Origin of the sequence: Streptomyces sp. NPDC050528, from assembly GCF_044457795.1 — a bacterium.
Taxonomy (GTDB): Bacteria; Actinomycetota; Actinomycetes; order Streptomycetales; family Streptomycetaceae; genus Streptomyces.
In genome coordinates, this window is sequence record NZ_JBITHH010000004.1 from 681910 (window position 1) to 702197 (window position 20288).

Sequence of the window (20288 nt, forward strand, 5' to 3'; positions counted from 1 at the left end):
GCAACGCCGACCGGCCCCTAACGGTGTGGCGTGATCAGTCCTCGCTGTCCCCCAACAGCCTGCGCAGCCAGTCCAGTTGGGCGGCGAGCGCCGACTGTGACAGCCGTGCTTGCGGCGCGAAGCCGGCGAAGCTGTGGAAGCCGCCGGGCCAGACATGCAGTTCGGCCGAGCCGCCCGCCTGCCAGAGGCGGTCGGCATAGGTGACGACCTCGTCGCGGAAGGTCTCGGTACTGCCGACGTCCAGGAAGGCCGGCGGCAGGCCCGTGAGGTCCTCGGCGCGGGCGGGCGCGGCGTAGGGAGACACGTCCGGGCCGCCGCGCGATGCGCCCAACAGTGCCGTCCAGCCGGTCTCGTTGGCCGTACGGTCCCAGATGCCGACGCCGGTCATCTGGTGGCCGGACGGGGTGTCGTTGCGGTCGTCCAGCATGGGGCACATCAGCAACTGGCCGATGACGCGCGGGCCTTGGCGGTCGCGGCTCAGCAGGGCGAGTGCCGCGGCGAGTCCACCGCCCGCGCTGGTGCCCGCGATCACGATCCGCTCGGCGTCCGCACCGAGCTCCGCCGTGTGCTTCGCCGTCCAGACGAGCCCGGCGTACACGTCCTCGACCGGCGCCGGATGCGGATGCTCCGGAGCCAGCCGGTAGCCCACGGACACGACGACCGCGTCCAGTTCCTTCGCCCAGCCCAACGGCACGGTCACACCGGACCTGTTGTCGCCGATCACCATGCCGCCGCCGTGCACGTAGTAGACGACCGGGCGCGGATGCGGGGGCGTCGGCGTGGTGGGGCGGCAGATCAGGAGGGGGATGTCCGGCGCGTTCTCGGGCCCGGGTACGGTCCGCTGCTCGACGTCGAAGGCGCCGTCCATCGTGAAGTCGATCTCGGCGAGCGCGGCCGCCGCCGGACCGTTGCGGAGGCCGTCGATGTCCTCCAGGGCCAGACCGGGCGTGAGCACCTCCTTCAACGAGTCGAGAACGGCGGCGAGTTCGGGGTCGAACGGGGGCGGTGCCAGAGACATGACTTCTCCGTACGGGCGGTGGTAGACGTCGTACACGTCGTAGGTGTCGTGGACGTCGTGGGCAAAGGGAAGGGACGGTGGCCGCGGGTGGTCCCGGCTGCCGTCGCGTCAGAGGGTCGCGACGACTTCGATCTCGACCAGGAAGCCGTCCGCGTAAAGGGTCGCGACGCCAACTGCCGTGCTCGCGGGCGGAGTTGGATGACCCTTGCGGGCCGCGGCGATGATCGCGGTCAGCTCGGCGGCGCGGTCGGTCGTGTAACCCACCAGGTAGATCGTCTCCTTGACGATCTTCTCGCGGGAGGAGCCGGCCGCGCGGAGCGCCGCTTCGACGTTGTCGTAGGCCTGTTCGAACTGGGCGGCGAGGTCGTCGCCGCCCACGAGCCGGCCGTCCTTGTCCCAGGCGACCTGGCCCGAGGTGTACACGAGCCCGAGTTCGGGCACGGCGACGGCGTGGGAGAGGATGCCCGGCAGCGGGGGAAGCTCCGGGGGATTGACGCAACTGACCGTCATGATCGGCCCTTTCGAGGGTGCGGGGTAGAGAGGTGAGGGGTGGGGAGTTGTGGCGCGGGGAGGTGCGCCGCGGGGGTTAGGCCGCTTCGAGATGCCGTGAGTAGTCGTCGAGCGTGAACGCGTTCGACCTGTTGATCTGGCTCCTGATCAGAACGTCCTTGCCGGGTACGCGACTTGCCAGGCGGACGAGGTTGTTGCGGAACGCGATGCCGTACGAAGTGCGGGGCGTCATCGTCTTCCCCGAGTCGGGGGCCGACCGCTGGATCTGCCCGATCCACGGGCGCAGTTTCCGCTCGTACCGGGCGAACGCACCCGTGATGTCCCCTGGCGTGCCCGCCAGTTCACCGGCGAGGACGTACGCGCCGACCATGGCGATCGTGGCGCCGTGGCCCGACAGGGGTGAGGCGCTGTAGGCGGCGTCTCCGACCTGGCCGATGCGTCCGGCCGACCACTTGGGCAGCGTGACCTGGCTGCAGGTGTCGAAGTAGAAGTCGGGTGCCGTGTCGAGTTGGGAGAGGAGCGCGGCCGCCTCCCAACCCATGCCGGACGCGCGGGCCTTGACGATGCGCATCTGGGCGTCGACGTCACGCCAGTCGTAGGACGGGGCGCCGGCGCGGAAGCTGAAGAACGCCATCGCCTTCGTGTTGCCGAGGATGGACCGCATGCCGATGGTTCTGCCGGGTTCGCTGTAGGCGACGGTCCAGTCCTTGATGCCGATGTGGTTCCGGGCCGTCCAGAAGGAGATGTAAGTCCCCAGGTGGTGCAGGTGGTTGGCTTCCGGGCCGAAGAGTGACTCGCGCAGTTCGGAGTGGAGGCCGTCGGCGCCGACGACGACGTCGAACGATTCGGCGGGCGCGGTCGCGAACTCGACGTGGACCTTCGTACCGTCGTCGCGCGTCGAGGTGATGCGGTCACCGAACCGGTAGTCGACCCGGTCCCGCGACTGGTCGTGGAGCACTCTCGACAGGGTGCCGCGCAGAATCTCGATCTCGGCGACCGGTCCGTCACCGCCGAACTGATCCGCCCGGAGCGCTCCCTTCGTACGTCCTCGGGCGTCCACGAAGGAGAGGCCGAAGTTGGCCTCGCGCTCGGAGCGGACCTCGGTGTCGACGCCCATCCGGCGCAGGGCCTCTCTCGACACCCCGCGCAGATCGACCAGTTGGCCGCCGGTGCGCAGCTCGGGCCGGCGCTCCACGACGGTGACGTCCGCGCCGTACTTGGCCAGCCACAGTGCCAGTGCGGGCCCGGCGATGCTCGCGCCGGAGATCAGAACCTTGAGTCGCCCCATGGGTTGCCTCGCTTCACCGAAGGGTGTGACCCCCATGTGTTAACAGCGTTATCGCCGACGGTAGCGTTAACGTTGTTACCGTGTCAACGAGGCAAGATCGTCCCTACTGGGCGGCCCGGCCTGTGGTCTCCGCGGGAGCGGGGTCGGTGGCCTTCTGCGACTCCGACGGGACGAAGAAGGCGAGGACGAGGGGGACGGTGCTGAGGCCGAAGATCCACCAGAACGTGCTTGAGAATGCCGCGAGTTGGTCTGTCGTTGTCGTCGCGCCGTCGAGCAGATGCTGCAGGATCACGGCGACGACCGCGACGCCGAAGGGCGCGCCCACCCGTTGGACGACGCTGAACGCCGCGCTGCCTCGGGGCGTCTCGGCATGGCTCAGGCCCGCGAGAGCGAGCGTCATCACCGGGAACGTGGTGGCGGCGAAGCCGAGACCCTGGGCGAACTGCGCGGCGAGCAGCACTGTCGTACCGCCGTGCGTGTCCGCGAGGGCGAACGGCACGGTGCCGATCATGGTCAGCGCCACTCCGGCGGCGATGACGAAGCGGCTGTCGATCCGGGCGGCGACGTTGCGCACGGCCACGACGAAGAAGATCGTGCCGAGCCCCTGCGTGATGAGCAGCAGACCCGTGTGCAGGACCGAATCGCCGCGAACCTGCTGGTAGAAGAGGGGAAGCAGGAACGACAACGCGTAGGTCGAGAACCCGCCCGCGAACGTGATGACGCTCCCCAGGCCGAAGCCGCGCCGCGCGAACATGCGCACGTCGATGAGGGCGGGCCGCCGGGCGCGCAGCGAGTGGCCGGTGAACGCGGCGAGCAGTGCGGCGCCGACGAGGAGCGGGAGCCAGGCCGTCGCGGCCGCGAAGCCGTCCTCGCCGGATATCCCGCTGATGCCGTAGGCGACGGCGACGACGCCGGGCGTGAGCAGGAGGAAGCCGGGGGCGTCGAGTCGGTGGCCGCGCTCGCCCGGGGTCGCGGGCAGCAGGATCCGGCCGAGCACGAGTGCGGCGAGGCAGACCGGCACGTTCACGAGGAACAGCCAGTGCCAACTCAGTGACTGGACGATGGCGCCGCCGAGCACCGAACCGAGGACCGGACCGAGCAGACCGGGCAGCGCGACGGCCGCCGTGGCCTTGTGGATGCGGTCCGGGCCGGCCGCCCGCGTGACGATGGAGAGCGTGATCGGCATGACCATGCCCCCGCCGATGCCCTGCAGCACCCGGAAGGCGATGAGCGCGGGCAGCGAACCCGCGAGTCCGCACAGGAGCGAGCCGCCGAGAAAGGCGCCCACGGCGCACATCCAGGCGTTGCGCGCACCGAACCGTTCGGACAGCCACCCGCTCACCGGGATCACCGACACGAACGCCAACAGGTAGCCCGTGGCGACCCATTGGGTCCGGGCGACCGAGGCATGGAACACCGACTGCAGATGGTCGAGGGCGATGTTGACGATCGTCGTGTCGAGGAGCGTCGTGAACACGCCGAGGGCGAGGACGAGGCTGATGAGGTTCAGCCGGCGATCGGGCACGGGTGTCTCGGCCTGTGAGGCCGTCACTGTCGAGGACATGGCGCGGACACTACACCGTGCAGTGTAGTTGGTACACCGACCGGTGTAGGGTTGCCCCGGAGGTGCTGATGGGCGCGGTGGGCACGGAGAAGACGGTGCGTGAGGGGTCCCTGGAGAAGCGGACGGCGATCCTCGCGGCCGCACGGGAACTGTTCGTGCACCAGGGAGTGGACCGCGTCAGCATGGACGCCATCGCCGCCCGGGCGGCGGTGTCCAAGCGCACGGTGTACGACTACTTCGGCGACAAGCGGCGCCTCTTCCTGGCCATCCTCACGGACGTGTCCCAGTCGCTGCTGGACACCGTGCGCAGCGCGCTCGACGAGCACCTCCCGGAGGATGCGCGGATCACGACGGTGCCCCAACTGGAGCAGGCGCTCACGGAGTTGGCGATCGACCTCGGCACGTCGATCGTCGGCTCGGCCGACTACGCCGCCGGGTTCGCCCTCGTCGCCCAGGAGCGCCTACGGACGCCGACCACCCGGGACGACATCGCGACGGGGGTGGTGGAGGAGGTGTTCGCGGAACGTCTGGCCCACTTCGCCGACGCCGGACTCCTGGACACCGACGACCCGCGTCTGGCGGGCGACCACTTCTTCGCCCTGACCGTCCTGCTGGCCTACGACCGCCAACCGGTGCCCACCAACCCCGACCCGGAACGAGTCCGTCAGACCATGATCGACGGGGCCCACGCATTCATCCGCGCGTACGCCGTGCGCTAGGAGTGCGCGGTGGCGTGATCACTGGGCGTTCTCGCCGGAGTGCGCCTGCTCGCCGTCGGCGTTGGCGCTCGGTTCGTCCGTGTCCGGTGCGGCCGTCCCCGCGTCGGGACCCGTCATGGTTCCGGTGCGCAGCTGCTCCGCGGCCCAGTGGGCCCACTCCTGCTCCAACACCCGTTGCCGGATGCCGTGTTCGAGGACGAGCCTGCCGCACACGGTGAGCATGTCCTTGTCCCACTCCTCCGTGTCGCGGAGGGCGACCAGGGTGTCGTGCTCCTTCGCCGAGGCCTCCGCGTGGTCGAGGAGCCGCTGCACCGCTTCCTCTCTCGGCAGCAGCCCGAGGAAGAAGGTCTGCAGAAGCATCGGGTTGCGCTGCGGCCTGCTCTCCCGGTTCTCGGTGAGCCAGCGCACCGTCTCCGCGCGCCCTTCGGGAGTGAGCGAGTACTGCTTGCGTCCCCGGGGGCCCTCCTCCGTGACCTTGATCAGGCCCGTCGCGTCCAGCTTGGTCAGCTCGCCGTAGATCTGGCTCTGCTTGGCCGGCCAGACGTAGCCGAGCGAGGTGTCGAACATTTTCAGCAGGTCGTAGCCGCTGCCGGGGCGGAAGACGAGGAGGCCCAGGAGGGCGTTGCGGAGGCTCATGCCCACCAGCCTAACGCCTGTCACTCCAATATTGACAGGTCGAAAACTACCCATGCGGATTCTGTGTGCCCGCGAAGGGGGCCGCGTGGAGGGCGGGCGCGGTCGTAGGGGTTTGCGCAGGTGGGGCCCGTTCGGGCCGTCGGGGACGGTCGGGCGGCGGACTTTCGTTCAATATTCCATTCTTGACATGTTGATTGCGGAGCATCTAGCTTCCACCTGTCAAAATTGGAACATCGAGTGGTGAGGAAGTTCAACGTGGGCATCATGGGCTATTTGCGCGGTTTCTATCCATGGATCGCGGCAGGATTCGTCTCCGCCGTCGACTGGCGCTGGGGCGCGGTGGCCGGCGTCGTCGTCGGCGTCCTGCTGCTGCTCCAGGACCGGCGGCGGGGAGTGGCGATGGACGCGATGGTGCTGGAGATCAGCACCATCATCTACTTCGTCATCATCGGGGCGATCGCCTTCAGTTCGCCCGACTCGTCGATCCAGGACCACAGCGACGTCATCTCGTTCGTCTGGCTCGCCGGGACGGCCTGGGGCAGCATGGCGCTCCGCAGCCCCTTCACGCTCGGGATCGCCCGTCGGCAGGCGCCCGAGGAGTACTGGGACACCCCGGGCTTCCTCGCCGTCAACAACCACATCACGGCCGCCTGGGGATCCGGGTTCACGTTCATCGCCGTCGTCCTGGCCATCGGCAACGCGACCGACGCCCCCGCCTGGGTCGGCATCACCGCCCATGTCGTCGGCCTCGTCGCTCCCGCGGTCTTCACCTCGGTCTACCCCAAGCGTGTCCAGGCGCGCCTCGAAGCCATGCAAGCGGCGCAAGCCTGACCAGCTACCCCAAGGACTTCCCCATGAGTACGGACAAGACCCCACCGCCTCCGCACCTGGCGGGCAACTTCGCCCCGGTCCCCGACGAGATCACCGTCACCGAACTCGCGGTGACCGGAGCGATCCCGCCGGAACTCACCGGCTGGTATCTGCGCAACGGCCCCAACCCGCACGAGGCCGCCTCGGCCCACTGGTTCACCGGCGACGGCATGGTGCACGGCGTCCGCCTCGACGCCGGCAGGGCCACCTCGTACCGCAACCGCTGGGTCCGCACCCCCACCCTCGCCACCGGCGAACAGGTCTACGGCCGGGACGGCGAAATGAACCTCGCCGCGGGCGTCGCCAACACCCACGTCGTCCGGCACGCGGGCCGCACCCTCGCCCTCGTCGAGACGTCCTTCCCACAGGAGTTGAGCTGCGAACCCGGACGCGAACTCGACACGGTCGGGCCCTACGACTTCGACGGCCGCCTGCGCACCCCGATGACCGCCCACCCCAAGACCTGCCCGGTGACTGGTGAGTTGCACTTCTACGGCTACGGCGGGCTCGCGGCGCCGTACCTCACCTACCACCGTGCCGACGCCGACGGCGAGTTGACGGTCAGCCGGCCGATCGACGTCCCGGCGCACACGATGATGCACGACTTCTACCTCACCAGGAACCATGTCGTCTTCATGGACCTGCCCGCCGTGTTCAGCATCGAGCGGGCCATGGATCCGAACGGCGGCATGCCGTACGTCTGGTCCGACACCTACGGAGCCAGGCTCGGCGTCCTGCGCAGGGACGACCCGCACGGCGACATCCGCTGGTTCGACATCGACCCCTGTTATGTCTTCCACACCCTCAACTCCTTTGAGGAGAACGACGGTCAGCGCCTCGTCCTGCTCGGCATGCGCTACCCGTCGCTGCGGGACGGTGCCACCGTGGCGACGGCGGCACACCTGTGGCGGTGGACGATAGATCTCACGACCGGGGCGCTCAGTGAGGAGCAACTGGACGACCACCCTGGGGAGTTCCCCCGCATCGACGACCGACTCGCGGGCCTGCCCGCCGACTTCGGCCACGCCACCGCGGCGCCTGTCCCGGAACTCCCGCAGTACGACCCGAACGAGTCGCGTGCCGCGATCCACCGGTACGACCTCCGCAAGTCGAGCGTCGCCAGCCACTACTTCGCGCCGGGACGCTTCCCGGGCGAGGCGGCCTTCGCCCCCGCCGACGACCGGGCGGGCGGCCCCGGCTGGCTCATGACGTATGTCTACGACGCCTCGACCGACCGCAGCGACCTGGTCATCCTCGACGCCGACAACCTCACCCAGGAGCCGGTGGCCACCATCCATCTGCCCCGGCGGGTACCCGCCGGATTCCACGGCAGTTGGCTCGCGGACGCCTGACCCGCCGCACCCTGCCGAAGCCGTGAACGCTGAGCCGTCCTCCGGACCCGAGCCTTCCGGGCTCGGAGGACGGCTCTCGCCAGGGTGCCCAGAACAGCCGTAACCAGGTGTCGAAAGGGACGCACGATGGGGGATGTCGCGGGGGCGGCACGCGGAGAGGACGTGGCGCTGACGCGTGCGGCGCAATCGGGTGAAGTCGCCGCGCTGGGGCTGCTGTTGGAACGACACCGGGCCGGGATGCGCGCCGTCGCGGTGAGCATTCTGGGCCCGGGGGCGGACGCCGACGACGTGATGCAGGACGCGGCGCTCACGGCGCTGCTGCGCATCGGGGACGTCCGTGATCCGGAGGCGGTGGGCGCGTGGCTGAGGATGATCGTGCGCAACGCCGCCCGGCTGGTGCTGAGGGAGTCGGCCGTGGTCCGGCCGGTGGGTGAACTGCCGCTCCCGTCAACGCACTTGGGCCCGGAGCAGTGGCTGGAGCGGAACGCGTTGCGCGACTGGGTGTGGGAGGCCCTGGCGGAACTCACGCCGGCGTTGCGCATGCCGTTGGTGCTCCGTTACTTCGCCACCGGGATCACCTCGTACGAACGGATAGCGGAGGTGTGCGGGGTGCCGGTCGGCACCGTGCGCAGCCGACTGAGCCAAGGACGGACCAAGTTGGCGGAAGCCCTCGCCGTCACGGCGGACGCACCGCACGGCGATGCCGCACAACACGTCCGCGCCAGCCGCGTCGAGGCCCGTGAACTGCTGGCGACGGAAGGAGGCAATGGGCTTCGGCCGAGCCCTCGCCCCGGTCAGGACCGGATCACTGTTCTGCGCTGAACTCCCCGAAGTAATGGCCCAGTTCGATGTCCGGGACCAGCGCGGGGTGCGTCGGCCGCCAACCCGTACGCTGCCGCGTCAGCGCGCTCGACGCCGGGTTGTCGAGCGCGACCAGTGGGGCGAGGAAACCGGCGAAGTGCCGGCTAGCCTCGTCGGGGGTCAGACTGACGGCGGGGACCTTCAACTGTCTGCCGATGGCCTGCGCGATGGCCCGGAACGGCACGCCCTCCTCGGCGACCGCGTGCAGGGGCGTACCGGCCGGCGCGGATTCCAGGGCCAGCCGGTACAGGGTCGCCGCATCCCGGCGGTGCACGGCCGGCCACCGGTTGGACCCGTCGCCGACGAAGGCGGACACGCCGGTGCTACGAGCGACTCCGACGAGCGTCGAGATGAACCCGCGCGCGTCTCCCGGGCCGTGCACGGTCGGGGCCAGCCGTACCGAGGACGAACGCACACCGCGCTCGCCCGCGGCCAGGACGGACAGCTCGACCTGGAGCCGTAGGGCTGTGACGGGGTTGGGGAGGGTGGGGGTCTCTTCGGTGAGCAGCTGTCCCGGTGTGCGGCCGATGACGCCGGAAGTGACCACGAAGGGCTTGCCCGTGCCCTCCAGCTCGGCGGCGATCGCCTCCACCGCGTTCAGTTCGGCCTTCGCGCGGGCGGCCGGGTCGGTGGTTTCGGAGATGTGCTGGTTCGCGGCGTAGACGACACCGTCCGCCGCCGCGGCTCCGGCGCGCAGGCTGTCGGCGTCGTCGATGTCGCCGCGGTGCACGTCGATGCCGGAGCGTGTCAGGGCGTCGGCGGACGGGTCCGAGCGGGCCAGGCCGAGGACCTGGTGCCCCGCGTCGAGGAGTTCGCGGACGACGGCGGAGCCGATGTAACCGGTCGCGCCCGCAACGAAAACACGCACAGTGGAGATCCCCCGGGTCGGTTCGAGTCGACCCGGCGGCACCTGGCGACGGGCTCACGCACCACGCTAGGAAGGGCTCGCGCGGGTGTCCAAGTCCTGTGTCGCATAGGGCGATGCGCGGCAGGCATGACCTCAGGTGGGGGCCCGATGACGGGCGCTTCGGAGGTGAACGGCAGCGGCGCCAGGACCCGTACCCCCGGATCCTGGCGCCGCACTGTCCGCCGAGTTGCCTCCCAACCAGGCGGCAGGACCGGTCAGTTGATGGTGTAACTGTCTCCGTAGACCTTCCAGTTCAGCGGTGTGTTGAGGTCGAAGTTGCCGTTGCGGAGGAAGACGCGCTGTTCGGTGTCGACGCGGGTCGTGTCGCTGTGGGCCTCTTCCTGCTTCATGGCCCAGACGCGTGCGTCGAGGAAGGCGTTGAGGTACGTCGTCTCGTTGCCGCCCTGGGCCGGCGGCTTGGCCGAACGCAGGGCGCGGGCGCGGATGTTGCGGAAGCTGGTGGGGTCGTCGCCGTCGCCGTGCATGACGATGGCGTCGTAGTACGTGAACTGGCCCAGCACGCGCAGCCCGTCGGTCTTGCCCTGGCTGACGGCGGGGTTGAAGTACACGCGATCGCGCTCGTCGTTCTGTGCCTGCTGGAACACCGTGTCCTGGGCCGCCGTGCGCCAGTCCTTGGGGAAGTTCGGGTCGAGCCCGGAGTGCGAGTCGGAGCCGTTGACGTTGCGGAGCGCGGGGAGGTACTTCGCGAGGACGTTGCCGGGCTTGCGGTCCGCGTAGAGCTGGACCAGGTCGAGCATGTCGCCGGTGCCGGAGCAGAAGCCGATGATGCCGGCGGTGTAGCCGCGGCCGTCACCTATGTCCTCGATGTACTTGTACTGCGCCTTCCAGTCGAGCGAGGAGTTCTCCGCGCTCGACACCAGCTTCATGGCGATCTCCTTCTTCGCCGGGTCGTCGAGGCCGGTGGCCTTGGCCGAGGGGGCTGCCGAGGCCTGCGGAGCGCGCAGCAGAGGTGCTGCCGCGAGCGACACGCCGATGAGCGCGAGGAGCGTCCGACGCGAGGGGCTCGTCGGCTCGGAGGTCGCAGCGTCGTGGAACGGGTGGACCACGGGGACTCCAAAGGGTGGTGGGGGGTGGGGAGTTGGTCGTACCGCCGAACTGATAGGAAAGTTAACTATCAGAGGTTCGGCGCCGAAGGCACCCACCTGGAGTCAAATTCGTAGCTATGAACGAGAGTCGCCTGTCCGTGCGAGGGCGATGCTTGACGGTTTGCCCACTCTTGTCGCCCCGGCCACTTCGGCGACGCGTGAACTCCAGTCGTCGCGTGGTCAGTTCACCGATTGGTGCGGTCGGTCGAGTATCGATCACCGGGGTGCCGGGGTGCGTGCCCCTGGCAGGGGCAGGCTGTGCGCGGTCGGCGGCTCCAGACTCGGAGCCCGCACCACCACTCCTAGCGACGACGAAGAGGGAACCACCATGCCCACGCTCTACACCACCGAGGCCCTGTCGACCGGCGACGGCCGCAACGGCGAAGTCCGTTCCGTCGACGGCGTGTTGGACGAACTCCTCGCCGTCCCGAAGGAGATGGGCGGCCCCGGCGGCGACAGGACCAACCCCGAGCAGCTCTTCGCCGCCGGATACGCCGCCTGCTTCCACAACGGACTGCGCCTCATCGCGGGCGAGCAGGGCGTCCAGGTGGGCGCCTCCACCGTCCGGTCGGAGGTCAGCCTGCTCACCCGGGACGCCGGCGGCTTCACCCTCGCCGTGTCGCTCACCGCGCACCTGCCCGGCCTGGAGCAGTCCACCGCCGAGCAGCTGGTGAAGGCCACGCACGAGGTGTGCCCGTACTCCAACGCCACCCGGGGCAACATCGAGGTCACTCTCAACACCACGGTGTAGTACGGGACTTGAGGCCCCGCGCTCTGTAAGGGTGCGGGGCCTTCGGGCTGTCCGTCGTGCCCGGACGAGAGCGGCCCCGTGGTCTGCCCGGTACTCCCGTATTTCGCGGATGTTGCGCGAAGTCTTGACGTGCCCTGTCGCGTTGCGTAGATATGACTGCGCAGTCATGACAGCGCAGTCATAGACCGGAGTCGGGCTAGGATGCGGCTGCCGGAGATCGGGAGACACCATGACACCAGTGGCAGGACGTGGGGCGGGAGCCGCGCCGCGCAGCGTGGACGTGGCACGCCTCGCGGGCGTGTCGCAGAAGACGGTGTCCCGGGTCATGAACGACGAGCCGTACGTCTCCGAGGACGTACGCCGTCGTGTCCTCGCGGCGGCCGGGGAACTCGGCTACCGCTCCAACAACGCGGCCCGCGCGCTCGCCTCCGGACGTACCCGGTCCATCGGCGTCGTCACGCTCGGCACCGCTCTGTACGGTCCCGCCTCGCTGCTCATGGGTGTCGAACGGGCCGTACGGGACACCGGCTACGCACTCCGTGTCGTCAACACGATGGAGGGCGAGTCGGCGGGTATCGCCGGCGCCGTCGATTCGCTCCTGGACCAGGGCGTGGACGGCATCGTCATCTCCGAGCCGATCGACGAGGAGGGTGGGGCGGAGTTGTCGGCGCGGGTCGATGTGCCGGTGCTTGTTCTCGGTGCGCCGCCGCCGTTCGCCGCGCCGCATGTCGTGACCGGTGGGATCGTCTCCGGGCAGATGGCGCGGGCCGCTACCGAGCATCTGTTGGAGCTGGGGCACGCCACGGTTCATCATCTGGCGGGGCCTCAGCGGTGGTACTCGGCGCGGGATCGGCTCGACGGGTGGCGTGCGGCGCTCGCCGCGCACGGGCGGGTGGAGCCTCCGGTTGTCGAGGGGGACTGGTCTGCCGCGTCCGGCTATGCGGCCGGGCTTGAACTTGGCGTCGATTCCACCGTTACCGCGGTGTTCGCCGCCAATGACGACATGGCGATCGGGTTGATTCGGGCGCTTTCGGAAGCGGGGCGGCGGGTTCCGGAGGATGTCAGTGTGGTCGGGTTCGACGACACGCCGGTTGCCGCGTATGTGACTCCGCCGTTGACGACTGTGCGGCAGCCGTTCGATGCGATGGCGCAGGGGGGTTTGAAGTTGCTGGTGCATGCGATTGAGAACCCTGGGTCGGATCCGTTGCCGATGATTGATCCGCCGGTTGAGCTTGTTGTTCGGGCGTCTTCGGCGGCGCCGCGCTAGTTGCTTCTGGGTCCGCCGTTTTTTGTCTGCGGGCCGGTGGGGGCTGGTCGCGCAGTTCCCCGCGCCCCTGAAGGGGCGCTCACCTCGCGCAAGTTTCAGCACGCCGTTGGTCGGTGTGCCGGTCACCCATACCCTCTCTCGGGAGTTCATCATGTCCGGACCCTTCTTCAACTCGCCCTCGTCCCTTAGTCGTCGGAGTTTCCTCGTTGCCGCCGGTGCGGTGTCGTTGGCCGCCTGTGGTGGGGGTGGTGGCGGTACGAGTGGCTCGTCGAGCAAGCCGGTCAGTCAGGCCGATATCGACAAGGCGATGACGACGCCGACCCAACTGACGTTCTGGACCTGGGTTCCGAACATCGACAAGGAGGTCGCGCTCTTCGAGAAGAAGTACCCGGCCGTCAAGGTCAAGGTCGTCAACGCCGGTCAGGGGACGCCTCAGTACACCAAACTGCGGACCGCGCTGAAGGCGAACAGCGGTGCGCCGGACATGGTGCAGATCGAGTTCCAGGCGATCCCGACGTTCACCATCACCGACAGTCTGCTGGATCTGCGTCCCTACGGCGCCTCCGCGCTCAAGTCGACCTTCGTGGACTGGACTTGGGGCCAGGTCAGCGGCAGCGGTGGGGAGATCTGGGCGATACCGCAGGACACCGGGCCGATGGGCATGCTGTACCGCAAGGACATCTTCGACCAGCACGGCATCCAAGTCCCCACCACCTGGGACGAGTTCGCGGCCGCCGCCCGCAAGCTGCACAAGGCCGACCCGGACGTCTACCTCACCAACCTCGCCGCCAACCAAGTCGCCGCCTGGCACGGCCTGTTGTGGCAGGCGGGCGGCAAGCCGTACGTCACCTCCGGCAAGAGCGACATCACCGTCAGCGTCGACGACGCGGTCTCGAAGAAACTCGGTGATTACTGGGGGACGCTCGCCAAGGACGGTGTGATCGGCGTGGAGCCCGACTTCACCGATGCCTGGTACGCGGCTCTCAACAAGGGGAAGTACGCGACCTGGTTGACCGGTGCGTGGGGGCCTGCCTTCCTGTCCGGCTCGGCCAAGGCCACCTCCGGGAAGTGGCGCGCGGCTCCGCTCCCGCAGTGGGACGCGGCCAAGCCCAGTGCGGGCAACTGGGGCGGCTCCACCACCGCCGTCATCCGCTCCACCAAGAACCCCATCCAGGCAGCGGTGTTCGCGCAGTTCCTCAACAGCGATCCCGCCAGCGCCAAGATGTTCGCCACCGAGCAGTTCTTCTTCCCGGCGACCAAGTCCCTTCTGTCCGAGGCGAGTTTCCTCGCCGACGCGCCCGCCTTCTACGGCGGCCAGAAGGTCAACCAGGTCTTCGCCGACATCAGCGCCCAGGTCGACCCCGCCTTCCAGTGGCCGCCGTTCCTCGACCGGGTGGCCACGGACTGGACCGAGACCGTCGGCAAGTCCCTCGCCGACAAGACCGACACCGTCCGCGCGCTCGGCTCCTGGCAGTCGCGCATCACGACCTTCGCCAAGAGCCAGGGCTTCACGGTCAAGGGAGGCTGACGATGGCCACCACAGCCCCCGCTCGTACGGAATCCCCGCCCCGGCGACGCCAACTCGGTTCTGCGGGCGTCCTGTTCATCGCCCCGTTCATGGTCCTGTTCCTGCTGCTCTTCCTCGCCCCGCTCGGCTACGCCGCCTACCTGAGCCTCTTCCAGGAGAAGCTCATCGGTGGCTCGACATTCGTCGGCCTCGACAACTACGTCACCGCCCTCAAGGACCCCCAACTCCTCAAGGGACTGGGCCGAGTTGCCCTGTTCTTCGTCATCCAGGTCCCCGTGATGCTGCTGCTCGCCCTGTGCTTCGCCCTCGCGCTGGACAGCGGCCTGCTACGGCTCGCCCGGGTGATCCGCCTCGGCGTCTTCGTCCCGTACGCCGTCCCGAGCGTGATCGCCACCCTGATGTGGGGCTACCTCTACGGTCCCGACTTCGGCCCCTTCGCCCAGATCAGCCACGACCTCCATCTGCCGGCCCCGCACTTCCTCACCGACGGCTGGATGCTCGGCAGCCTCGCGAACATCGTCACCTGGGAGTTCGTCGGCTACAACATGATCATCCTGTACGCCGCGCTGCGCACCGTCCCCGCCGAGCTGTACGAGGCGGCGGCCATGGACGGCGCCGGCGCCTGGCGGATCGCCTGGTCCATCAAACTCCCGGCGCTGCGACCGGCGTTGACCCTCACCCTGCTGTTCTCGGTGATCGGCAGCTTCCAGCTCTTCAACGAACCGAAGCTGCTCATGAGCGTCGCCCCGGACGTCATCGACAGCTCCTACACCGCCAACCTCTACGCCTACTCCGTCGCCTTCATCAGCCAGCAGACCAACTACGCGGCCACGGTCTCCTTCATCCTCGGACTGGTCATCGTGATCGTGTCGTACGCCTTCCTGCTCACCGCGAACCGAAGGAGGACCGCATGACCACCGTCACGTCCGCCGCCTCAACAGCCGTACCCGTGAAGCGAGTTGACGCCGGGGACCGTGCGCCGCGCCGATCGCCGACCCGCCGCCGCAGCACCCCGCTCACCATCGCCATGCTGGCCGTCCTGGCGTACTTCCTGCTGCCCCTCTTCTGGCTGCTGATCGCCTCGACCAAAAGCACCCAGGACCTGTTCAACAGCTTCGGCCTGTGGTTCTCGCACGCCCCGCAACTCCTGTCGAACATCAAGGCCACCTTCACCCAGGACGACGGCGTGTTCGGCCGCTGGCTGCTCAACACCGTCCTCTACGCCGGGGCGAGCGCGCTCGGCGCCGCGCTGCTCGCGGCGGCGGCCGGCTACGGCTTCGCGAAGTACCGCTTCCGCGGTCACGGCGCCGCGTTCAATCTGGTCCTCGGCGCCATCATGATCCCGACCACCGCGCTGGCGATCCCCACCTACCTGCTCTTCGCCAAGGCGGGCCTGGTGAACACCCCTTGGGCCGTCATTCTGCCCTCCCTCATCAGCCCGTTCGGCCTCTACCTCATGCGGATCTACGCCGAGGACGCCGTCCCCGACAGCCTCATCGAGGCCGCCCGCATGGACGGCGCCGGAGAGTTCCGGATCTTCTGCACGATCGGGCTACGGCTGCTCGCCCCCGGCCTGGTGACGGTCGTCCTCTTCACGCTCGTCGCCACCTGGAACAACTACTTCCTGCCGCTGATCATGCTCAACGACCCGAGCCTGTACCCCATCACGGTCGGGCTCTCCTCCTGGGCCGCCCAGGCGCAGAACGGCGGCGCCGGAGCCAGCAGCGACATGCTCGCCCTCGTCGTGACCGGCTCCCTGATCTCGATCATCCCGCTCGTCCTGGCCTTCCTGCTGCTCCAGCGGTACTGGCAGAGCGGCCTGGCCACCGGCGGCGTCAAGCAGTAACCCCCACAGCAACTCCCCCCCCCAACACCCACTGCTTTCCGGAGGTTTGTCCATGGCGGATCTGCCCGCCCGCGTTCTGTTCGGTGCCGCCTACTACCACGAGTACCACCCCGCGTACGGCCCGGACGTACGGCCCGACGAGCAGCTCAAGACCGACCTCGACCTCATGGCCCAGGCGCACTTCACCGTCATCCGGATCGGCGAGTCGGTCTGGTCGACCTGGGAACCGGAGAACGGCCGCTTCCAACTCGACTGGCTGCAACCGGTGTTGGACGGCGCCCACGAACGCGGCATCTCCGTCATCCTCGGCACCCCCACCTACGCCGTACCGCCGTGGCTGGCCCGCCAGTACCCGGAGATCACCGGCGAGCGGCGCACCGGCGAGCGCATCGGCTGGGGCGCCCGGCAGGAAGTCGACTTCACCCACCCGGCGTTCCGCTTCCACGCCGAGCGGATCATCCGGAAGGTCGTAGCCCGCTACGCCGAGCACCCCGCCGTGATCGGCTTCCAGGTCGACAACGAACCGGGTCTGGAGCTGTTCCACAACCACGGTGTCTTTCAGCGTTTCGTCGACCACCTGCGCGAGAAGTACGGCGACGTCGAGACGCTCAACCGTGAGTGGGGGCTGGTCTATTGGTCCCACCGGCTGTCCACGTGGGCCGACCTGTGGACCCCGGACGGCAACGTCCAGCCCCAATACGACGTCGCCTGGCGGGAGTTCCAGGCCCACCAGTGCACCGAGTTCATCGGCTGGCAGGCCGACATCGTCCGCGAGTACGCGCGCCCCGAGCACTTCGTCACGACCTGTATCTCCTACACCCGCCCGGCAGTCGAGGACGACGAGCTCACCGACCGCCTCGACATCGCCACCGGCAACCCGTACTACGACATGCAGGACGGCCTGCTCCTGCCCGACCCGGCCCCGGACACCCACGAACAGAAGTGGAAGACCACCGGCGTCTGGTCGCTCTACCAGACCGCCGACTGGATGTTCTCCTCCCGCCAGGAGCCGTTCCTGGTCACCGAGACCAACGCCAACTCCATCGGCATGGCCTGGGACAACCGCCCCGCCTACGACGGCCAGTGGCGCCAGGCGGCCTGGGCCCTCGTCGGCCGCGGCGCCCGCATGATCGAGTACTGGCAGTGGCAGACCCTGCGCTTCGGCGCCGAGACGTACTGGGGCGGAGTCCTCCCGCACAGCGGCCGCCCGGGCCGTACCTACGCCGAACTCGCCCGGCTGGGCGAGGAGTTCGAGGCCGTGGGCCCCCTCGTCGCCGGTCTCCAACCGGACGCCGACATCACGATCGTCTACTCCACCCCCAGCAAGTGGCTGATGCAGAAGCACCCGCCCCTCGCGACCCCGGACGGCGAACTGGACCCCGCCGCCTACCACCGCATCCTCGACCCCTTCTACCGCGGCGCCTTCGACGCCGGACGGCAGGTGCGAGTCGTCCACGCCCGCCAACTCCACGACCCGCGTGGGGAACGGGACGGTATGGCCCCGGAGGAAGCCGCCCGCCGCCACCCCGTTCTCGTCGTCCCCGCCCTGTACCTGGCCGACGACACCACGCTCGACTGGTTCGCCGCCTACGCGCAGGCCGGCGGCCATCTGGTCCTCGGCCCCCGCACCGGCTACGCCGACCACGAGGCACGCGCCCGGCATGAACCGGCCCCCGCCCGCCTCACCGACGCGGCGGGAGTGTCGTACGACGAATTCAGCAACCTCACGCAGGCCGTGCCCGTGCGACCCGTACCCGGCGGCCCGCTCGCGCTGCCGGAGACCGCGACGGCGACGCACTGGGCGGACGGGCTGACCGTCGCCGACGCCGAGGTCCTCGCGACGTACGAGCACCCGCACTTCGGGCGTTGGCCCGCTGTGACCACCCGCCGTCATGGCGAGGGGCGGGTCACCTACGTCGGCACCGTGCCCGGCCGTGATCTCGCGCGGGCGCTGGCCGAGTGGCTGGCGCCGGCCGCCCGGAGCGGGTGGGGCGATCTGCCCGCGTCCGTCACGGCGACGACCGGTACCTCGCCCGACGGCCGGCGCGTGCACATCGTCCACAACTGGAGCTGGGAGCCCGCCCGTTCGGCGGTTCCGGTCGATCTCGCGGATGCCCTGGACGGGACGGCCCTCCCCGCGGGCGCGGTGCTGGAGCTGGGCCCGTGGGACGTACGCGTACTCGTTTCCCCGATCGATGCCAAGGAGTAGCTGTGCGAAGAAGCAGAGCGGTGAAGGCGCTGGGTACGTTCGTCGGGGCGGCGGCGATGCTCGCGGTGCCCATGGCCACCGGTGCGCAGGCGTACAACCCGACGGGCGGCATCCTCTATCAGCTCGGCAACGAACCGTGCTTGAAGGGGCGGGGCAATTGCGCCGTCTACCCGAAGTCGGCCCAACTGCCCAGCGGGCGGCTGGTCGCGTCGTTCGAGAAGTCCACCGTCGTGTCCGCCACCGGAAGTGCCGACGGGCAGACGCTCCCGGTCTACAAGAGCGACGACCACGGCACGAGCTGGCAGCCGCTGTCGGAGGTCAAGGCTCCCGCGTATCTCTCCAAGGACCCCAAGTACGCGAAGTACACCAGCAATTGGACCAACCCCTACCTCTACGCACTTCCGCAGAACGTCGGACAGCTGAAGCGAGGCACGCTGCTCCTCGCGAGTGTCGTGTCGGGGGACGACGCGTACTACAAGGAACACAAGGCGGCCGACCCCAACTGGACGCCCTCCAACGACGGTGACCGCAGCGACCTCGCCATCGCGCTGTACTCCAGCACCGACGGCGGCGCGTCCTGGAAGGTCGTCAACGTCATCGCGACCGGCGGCTGGCAGGGCGGCAGCGCGGGCGCGATCGGGCAGAACGTCGCCGCGGCCAACACGCACCAGCAGGTCGACCCCGTCTGGGAGCCGTACTTGATGGTCTACAAGGGCCAACTCGTCTGCTACTACTCCGACGAGAACGACTACACCGGCTTCGACGCGACCACCGGTGCCCTGACACTCGACCCCGCCAACGACACCGCCACGGACTCGCACGGGCAGATCCTCGCCCACCGCACCTGGAACGGCCGCAGCGCCCAGTGGAGCGGCCCCGTCGTCGATGTCGCCGGACTGACCCAGTCCATGGGTGACGGCAAGACCGAGATCGGTGGCGGACGGCCGGGCATGACGAACGTCGTGCGGACCACGGACGGCAAGTGGCTGCTCACGTACGAGTACTGGGGCGGCGGAGCCAACGTCCGTTACTTGCTCGCTGACAACCCGCTTGATTTCTACCGGAGTTCGGTGACCGGTGGTGCCGTCACCTCGCTGCCGGTCGACACCGGATCCCGTGCGCTCGCGACGGGCGGCAGTCCGGTCGTCATCAGGCTGCCCGGGGGAGGCCTGGCCTACAACGCGGCCGGCAGCGGCAACGTCTGGGTCAACAAGAGCGGCCGTAGCGACGGGGTTTGGACGGAGTACCAGACCACCTCGCGGGCCGGATACAGCCGCGATCTGCAGTACGTCGACGGCACCGGACGGATCGCGATCCTCAACAACCAGGGCACCTCGACGATCGCCTATGCCGAGGTCGATCTCGGACGGTCGAAGGGCGCCTACTACCGGTTGGTGAACCGGAAGACCGGCCAGGTGATCGGTACCGGCGGGAAGACGAACGACGCGAACATCGGCAATGGGAACGTCCCCGATGTCGTCCTGGAGGCCCGGGGTTCCGCCGCGAACCCGGACACCCAGTACTGGCACGTGACGACCGAACCCAACGGTGGCGTAACGCTGTTGAACAAGTCGGGCGGCCGGGCGGCGGCGATCTGGACCGGCAACGCGACGGTCGGCCAGCGGATCGGACAGTGGGTCGACAACAGTGCCACCGGCAGCTGGAACCTGGTGAAGAGCGGTGACGGGTTCTATCGCTTGCAGTCGGTCAAGAACACGAGCCTGTACCTGACCGGTGCCTCCGACGGAGCGCCGCTGACCCTGCAGAACACGGCGGCGGACGGTTCGCAGGAGTGGAAGCTCGTACGGTAGGGCGGTGGACGGGCCGGCCGGCTTCCGGGGTGAACTGCCGGTCGG

General features: G+C 69.0%; 18 protein-coding genes. 11 read left to right on the top strand and 7 right to left on the bottom strand.

Going from position 1 to position 20288, the window contains the following annotated elements; translation table 11 throughout:
* Positions 1-34: 34 nt before the first annotated feature.
* The 4 genes from ACIBK4_RS18070 to ACIBK4_RS18085 all read right to left on the bottom strand — a co-directional run bounded on the left by ACIBK4_RS18070 (position 35) and on the right by ACIBK4_RS18085 (position 4380).
* Positions 35-1018, bottom strand: coding sequence for an alpha/beta hydrolase (locus ACIBK4_RS18070; protein ID WP_398995728.1), 984 nt, complete (start codon positions 1016-1018; stop codon positions 35-37).
* Between the two features lie 108 nt (positions 1019-1126).
* The gene (locus ACIBK4_RS18075) at positions 1127-1528 is read right to left on the bottom strand and encodes a RidA family protein (RefSeq protein WP_398995730.1); all 402 of its coding nucleotides are present in this window, start codon (positions 1526-1528) and stop codon (positions 1127-1129) included.
* Positions 1529-1604: 76 nt separating this feature from the next.
* Positions 1605-2816, bottom strand: coding sequence for an FAD-dependent monooxygenase (locus ACIBK4_RS18080; protein WP_398995731.1), 1212 nt, complete (start codon positions 2814-2816; stop codon positions 1605-1607).
* Positions 2817-2919: 103 nt separating this feature from the next.
* Positions 2920-4380: an MDR family MFS transporter gene (locus tag ACIBK4_RS18085; protein WP_398995732.1), complete on the bottom strand. Its 1461-nt coding sequence runs from the start codon at positions 4378-4380 to the stop codon at positions 2920-2922.
* A 68-nt stretch (positions 4381-4448) separates the two neighbouring features.
* Here ACIBK4_RS18085 and ACIBK4_RS18090 point away from each other — a divergent pair, with 68 nt between their 5' ends.
* Entirely contained in the window at positions 4449-5099 is a 651-nt protein-coding gene (locus tag ACIBK4_RS18090; protein ID WP_398995733.1) for a TetR/AcrR family transcriptional regulator, read from the top strand.
* Positions 5100-5117: 18 nt separating this feature from the next.
* On the opposite strand, the gene ACIBK4_RS18095 is transcribed toward ACIBK4_RS18090, so the two are convergent.
* Positions 5118-5735, bottom strand: a complete 618-nt coding sequence (locus ACIBK4_RS18095) for a PadR family transcriptional regulator (RefSeq protein ID WP_398995734.1) — start codon at positions 5733-5735, stop codon at positions 5118-5120.
* Positions 5736-5975: 240 nt separating this feature from the next.
* On the opposite strand from ACIBK4_RS18095, the gene ACIBK4_RS18100 reads away from it, so the two are divergent.
* The 3 genes from ACIBK4_RS18100 to ACIBK4_RS18110 all read left to right on the top strand — a co-directional run bounded on the left by ACIBK4_RS18100 (position 5976) and on the right by ACIBK4_RS18110 (position 8779).
* Entirely contained in the window at positions 5976-6566 is a 591-nt protein-coding gene (locus ACIBK4_RS18100) for a hypothetical protein (protein WP_366431680.1), read from the top strand.
* Positions 6567-6589: 23 nt separating this feature from the next.
* Positions 6590-7957, top strand: a complete 1368-nt coding sequence (locus ACIBK4_RS18105) for a carotenoid oxygenase family protein (RefSeq protein ID WP_398995736.1) — start codon at positions 6590-6592, stop codon at positions 7955-7957.
* 126 nt (positions 7958-8083) lie between these two features.
* Positions 8084-8779, top strand: coding sequence for an RNA polymerase sigma factor (locus tag ACIBK4_RS18110; protein WP_398995738.1), 696 nt, complete (start codon positions 8084-8086; stop codon positions 8777-8779).
* Here the strand turns inward: ACIBK4_RS18110 and ACIBK4_RS18115 are convergent.
* Positions 8763-9686 carry an SDR family oxidoreductase gene (locus tag ACIBK4_RS18115; protein ID WP_398995740.1) on the bottom strand — a complete coding sequence of 308 codons (924 nt, stop codon included), beginning with the start codon at positions 9684-9686 and terminating at the stop codon, positions 8763-8765. The genes ACIBK4_RS18110 and ACIBK4_RS18115 overlap by 17 nt on opposite strands.
* Positions 9687-9940: 254 nt before the next feature.
* Complete coding sequence (locus ACIBK4_RS18120) at positions 9941-10792, bottom strand: chitosanase (RefSeq protein ID WP_398995741.1); 852 nt, start codon at positions 10790-10792, stop codon at positions 9941-9943.
* Positions 10793-11159: 367 nt separating this feature from the next.
* Between ACIBK4_RS18120 and ACIBK4_RS18125 the strand changes: the two genes are divergently transcribed.
* The 7 genes from ACIBK4_RS18125 to ACIBK4_RS18155 all read left to right on the top strand — a co-directional run bounded on the left by ACIBK4_RS18125 (position 11160) and on the right by ACIBK4_RS18155 (position 20243).
* The gene (locus ACIBK4_RS18125; RefSeq protein ID WP_398995742.1) at positions 11160-11582 is read left to right on the top strand and encodes an organic hydroperoxide resistance protein; all 423 of its coding nucleotides are present in this window, start codon (positions 11160-11162) and stop codon (positions 11580-11582) included.
* Positions 11583-11856: 274 nt separating this feature from the next.
* Entirely contained in the window at positions 11857-12849 is a 993-nt protein-coding gene (locus tag ACIBK4_RS18130; RefSeq protein ID WP_398995743.1) for a LacI family DNA-binding transcriptional regulator, read from the top strand.
* Between the two features lie 151 nt (positions 12850-13000).
* On the top strand, positions 13001-14377 hold the full coding sequence (locus tag ACIBK4_RS18135) for an ABC transporter substrate-binding protein (protein ID WP_398995744.1): 1377 nt from the start codon (positions 13001-13003) through the stop codon (positions 14375-14377).
* Between the two features lie 2 nt (positions 14378-14379).
* A complete protein-coding gene (locus ACIBK4_RS18140; RefSeq protein WP_398995745.1) occupies positions 14380-15291 on the top strand; it encodes a carbohydrate ABC transporter permease in 912 nt (303 codons plus the stop codon).
* Positions 15288-16223, top strand: coding sequence for a carbohydrate ABC transporter permease (locus tag ACIBK4_RS18145; protein WP_398995746.1), 936 nt, complete (start codon positions 15288-15290; stop codon positions 16221-16223). The genes ACIBK4_RS18140 and ACIBK4_RS18145 overlap by 4 nt, the downstream gene beginning before the upstream one ends.
* 52 nt (positions 16224-16275) lie before the next feature.
* Positions 16276-18432: a beta-galactosidase gene (locus ACIBK4_RS18150; RefSeq protein WP_398995747.1), complete on the top strand. Its 2157-nt coding sequence runs from the start codon at positions 16276-16278 to the stop codon at positions 18430-18432.
* 56 nt (positions 18433-18488) lie between these two features.
* Positions 18489-20243: an RICIN domain-containing protein gene (locus ACIBK4_RS18155; RefSeq protein ID WP_398995785.1), complete on the top strand. Its 1755-nt coding sequence runs from the start codon at positions 18489-18491 to the stop codon at positions 20241-20243.
* The last annotated feature ends 45 nt before the right edge of the window (positions 20244-20288 follow it).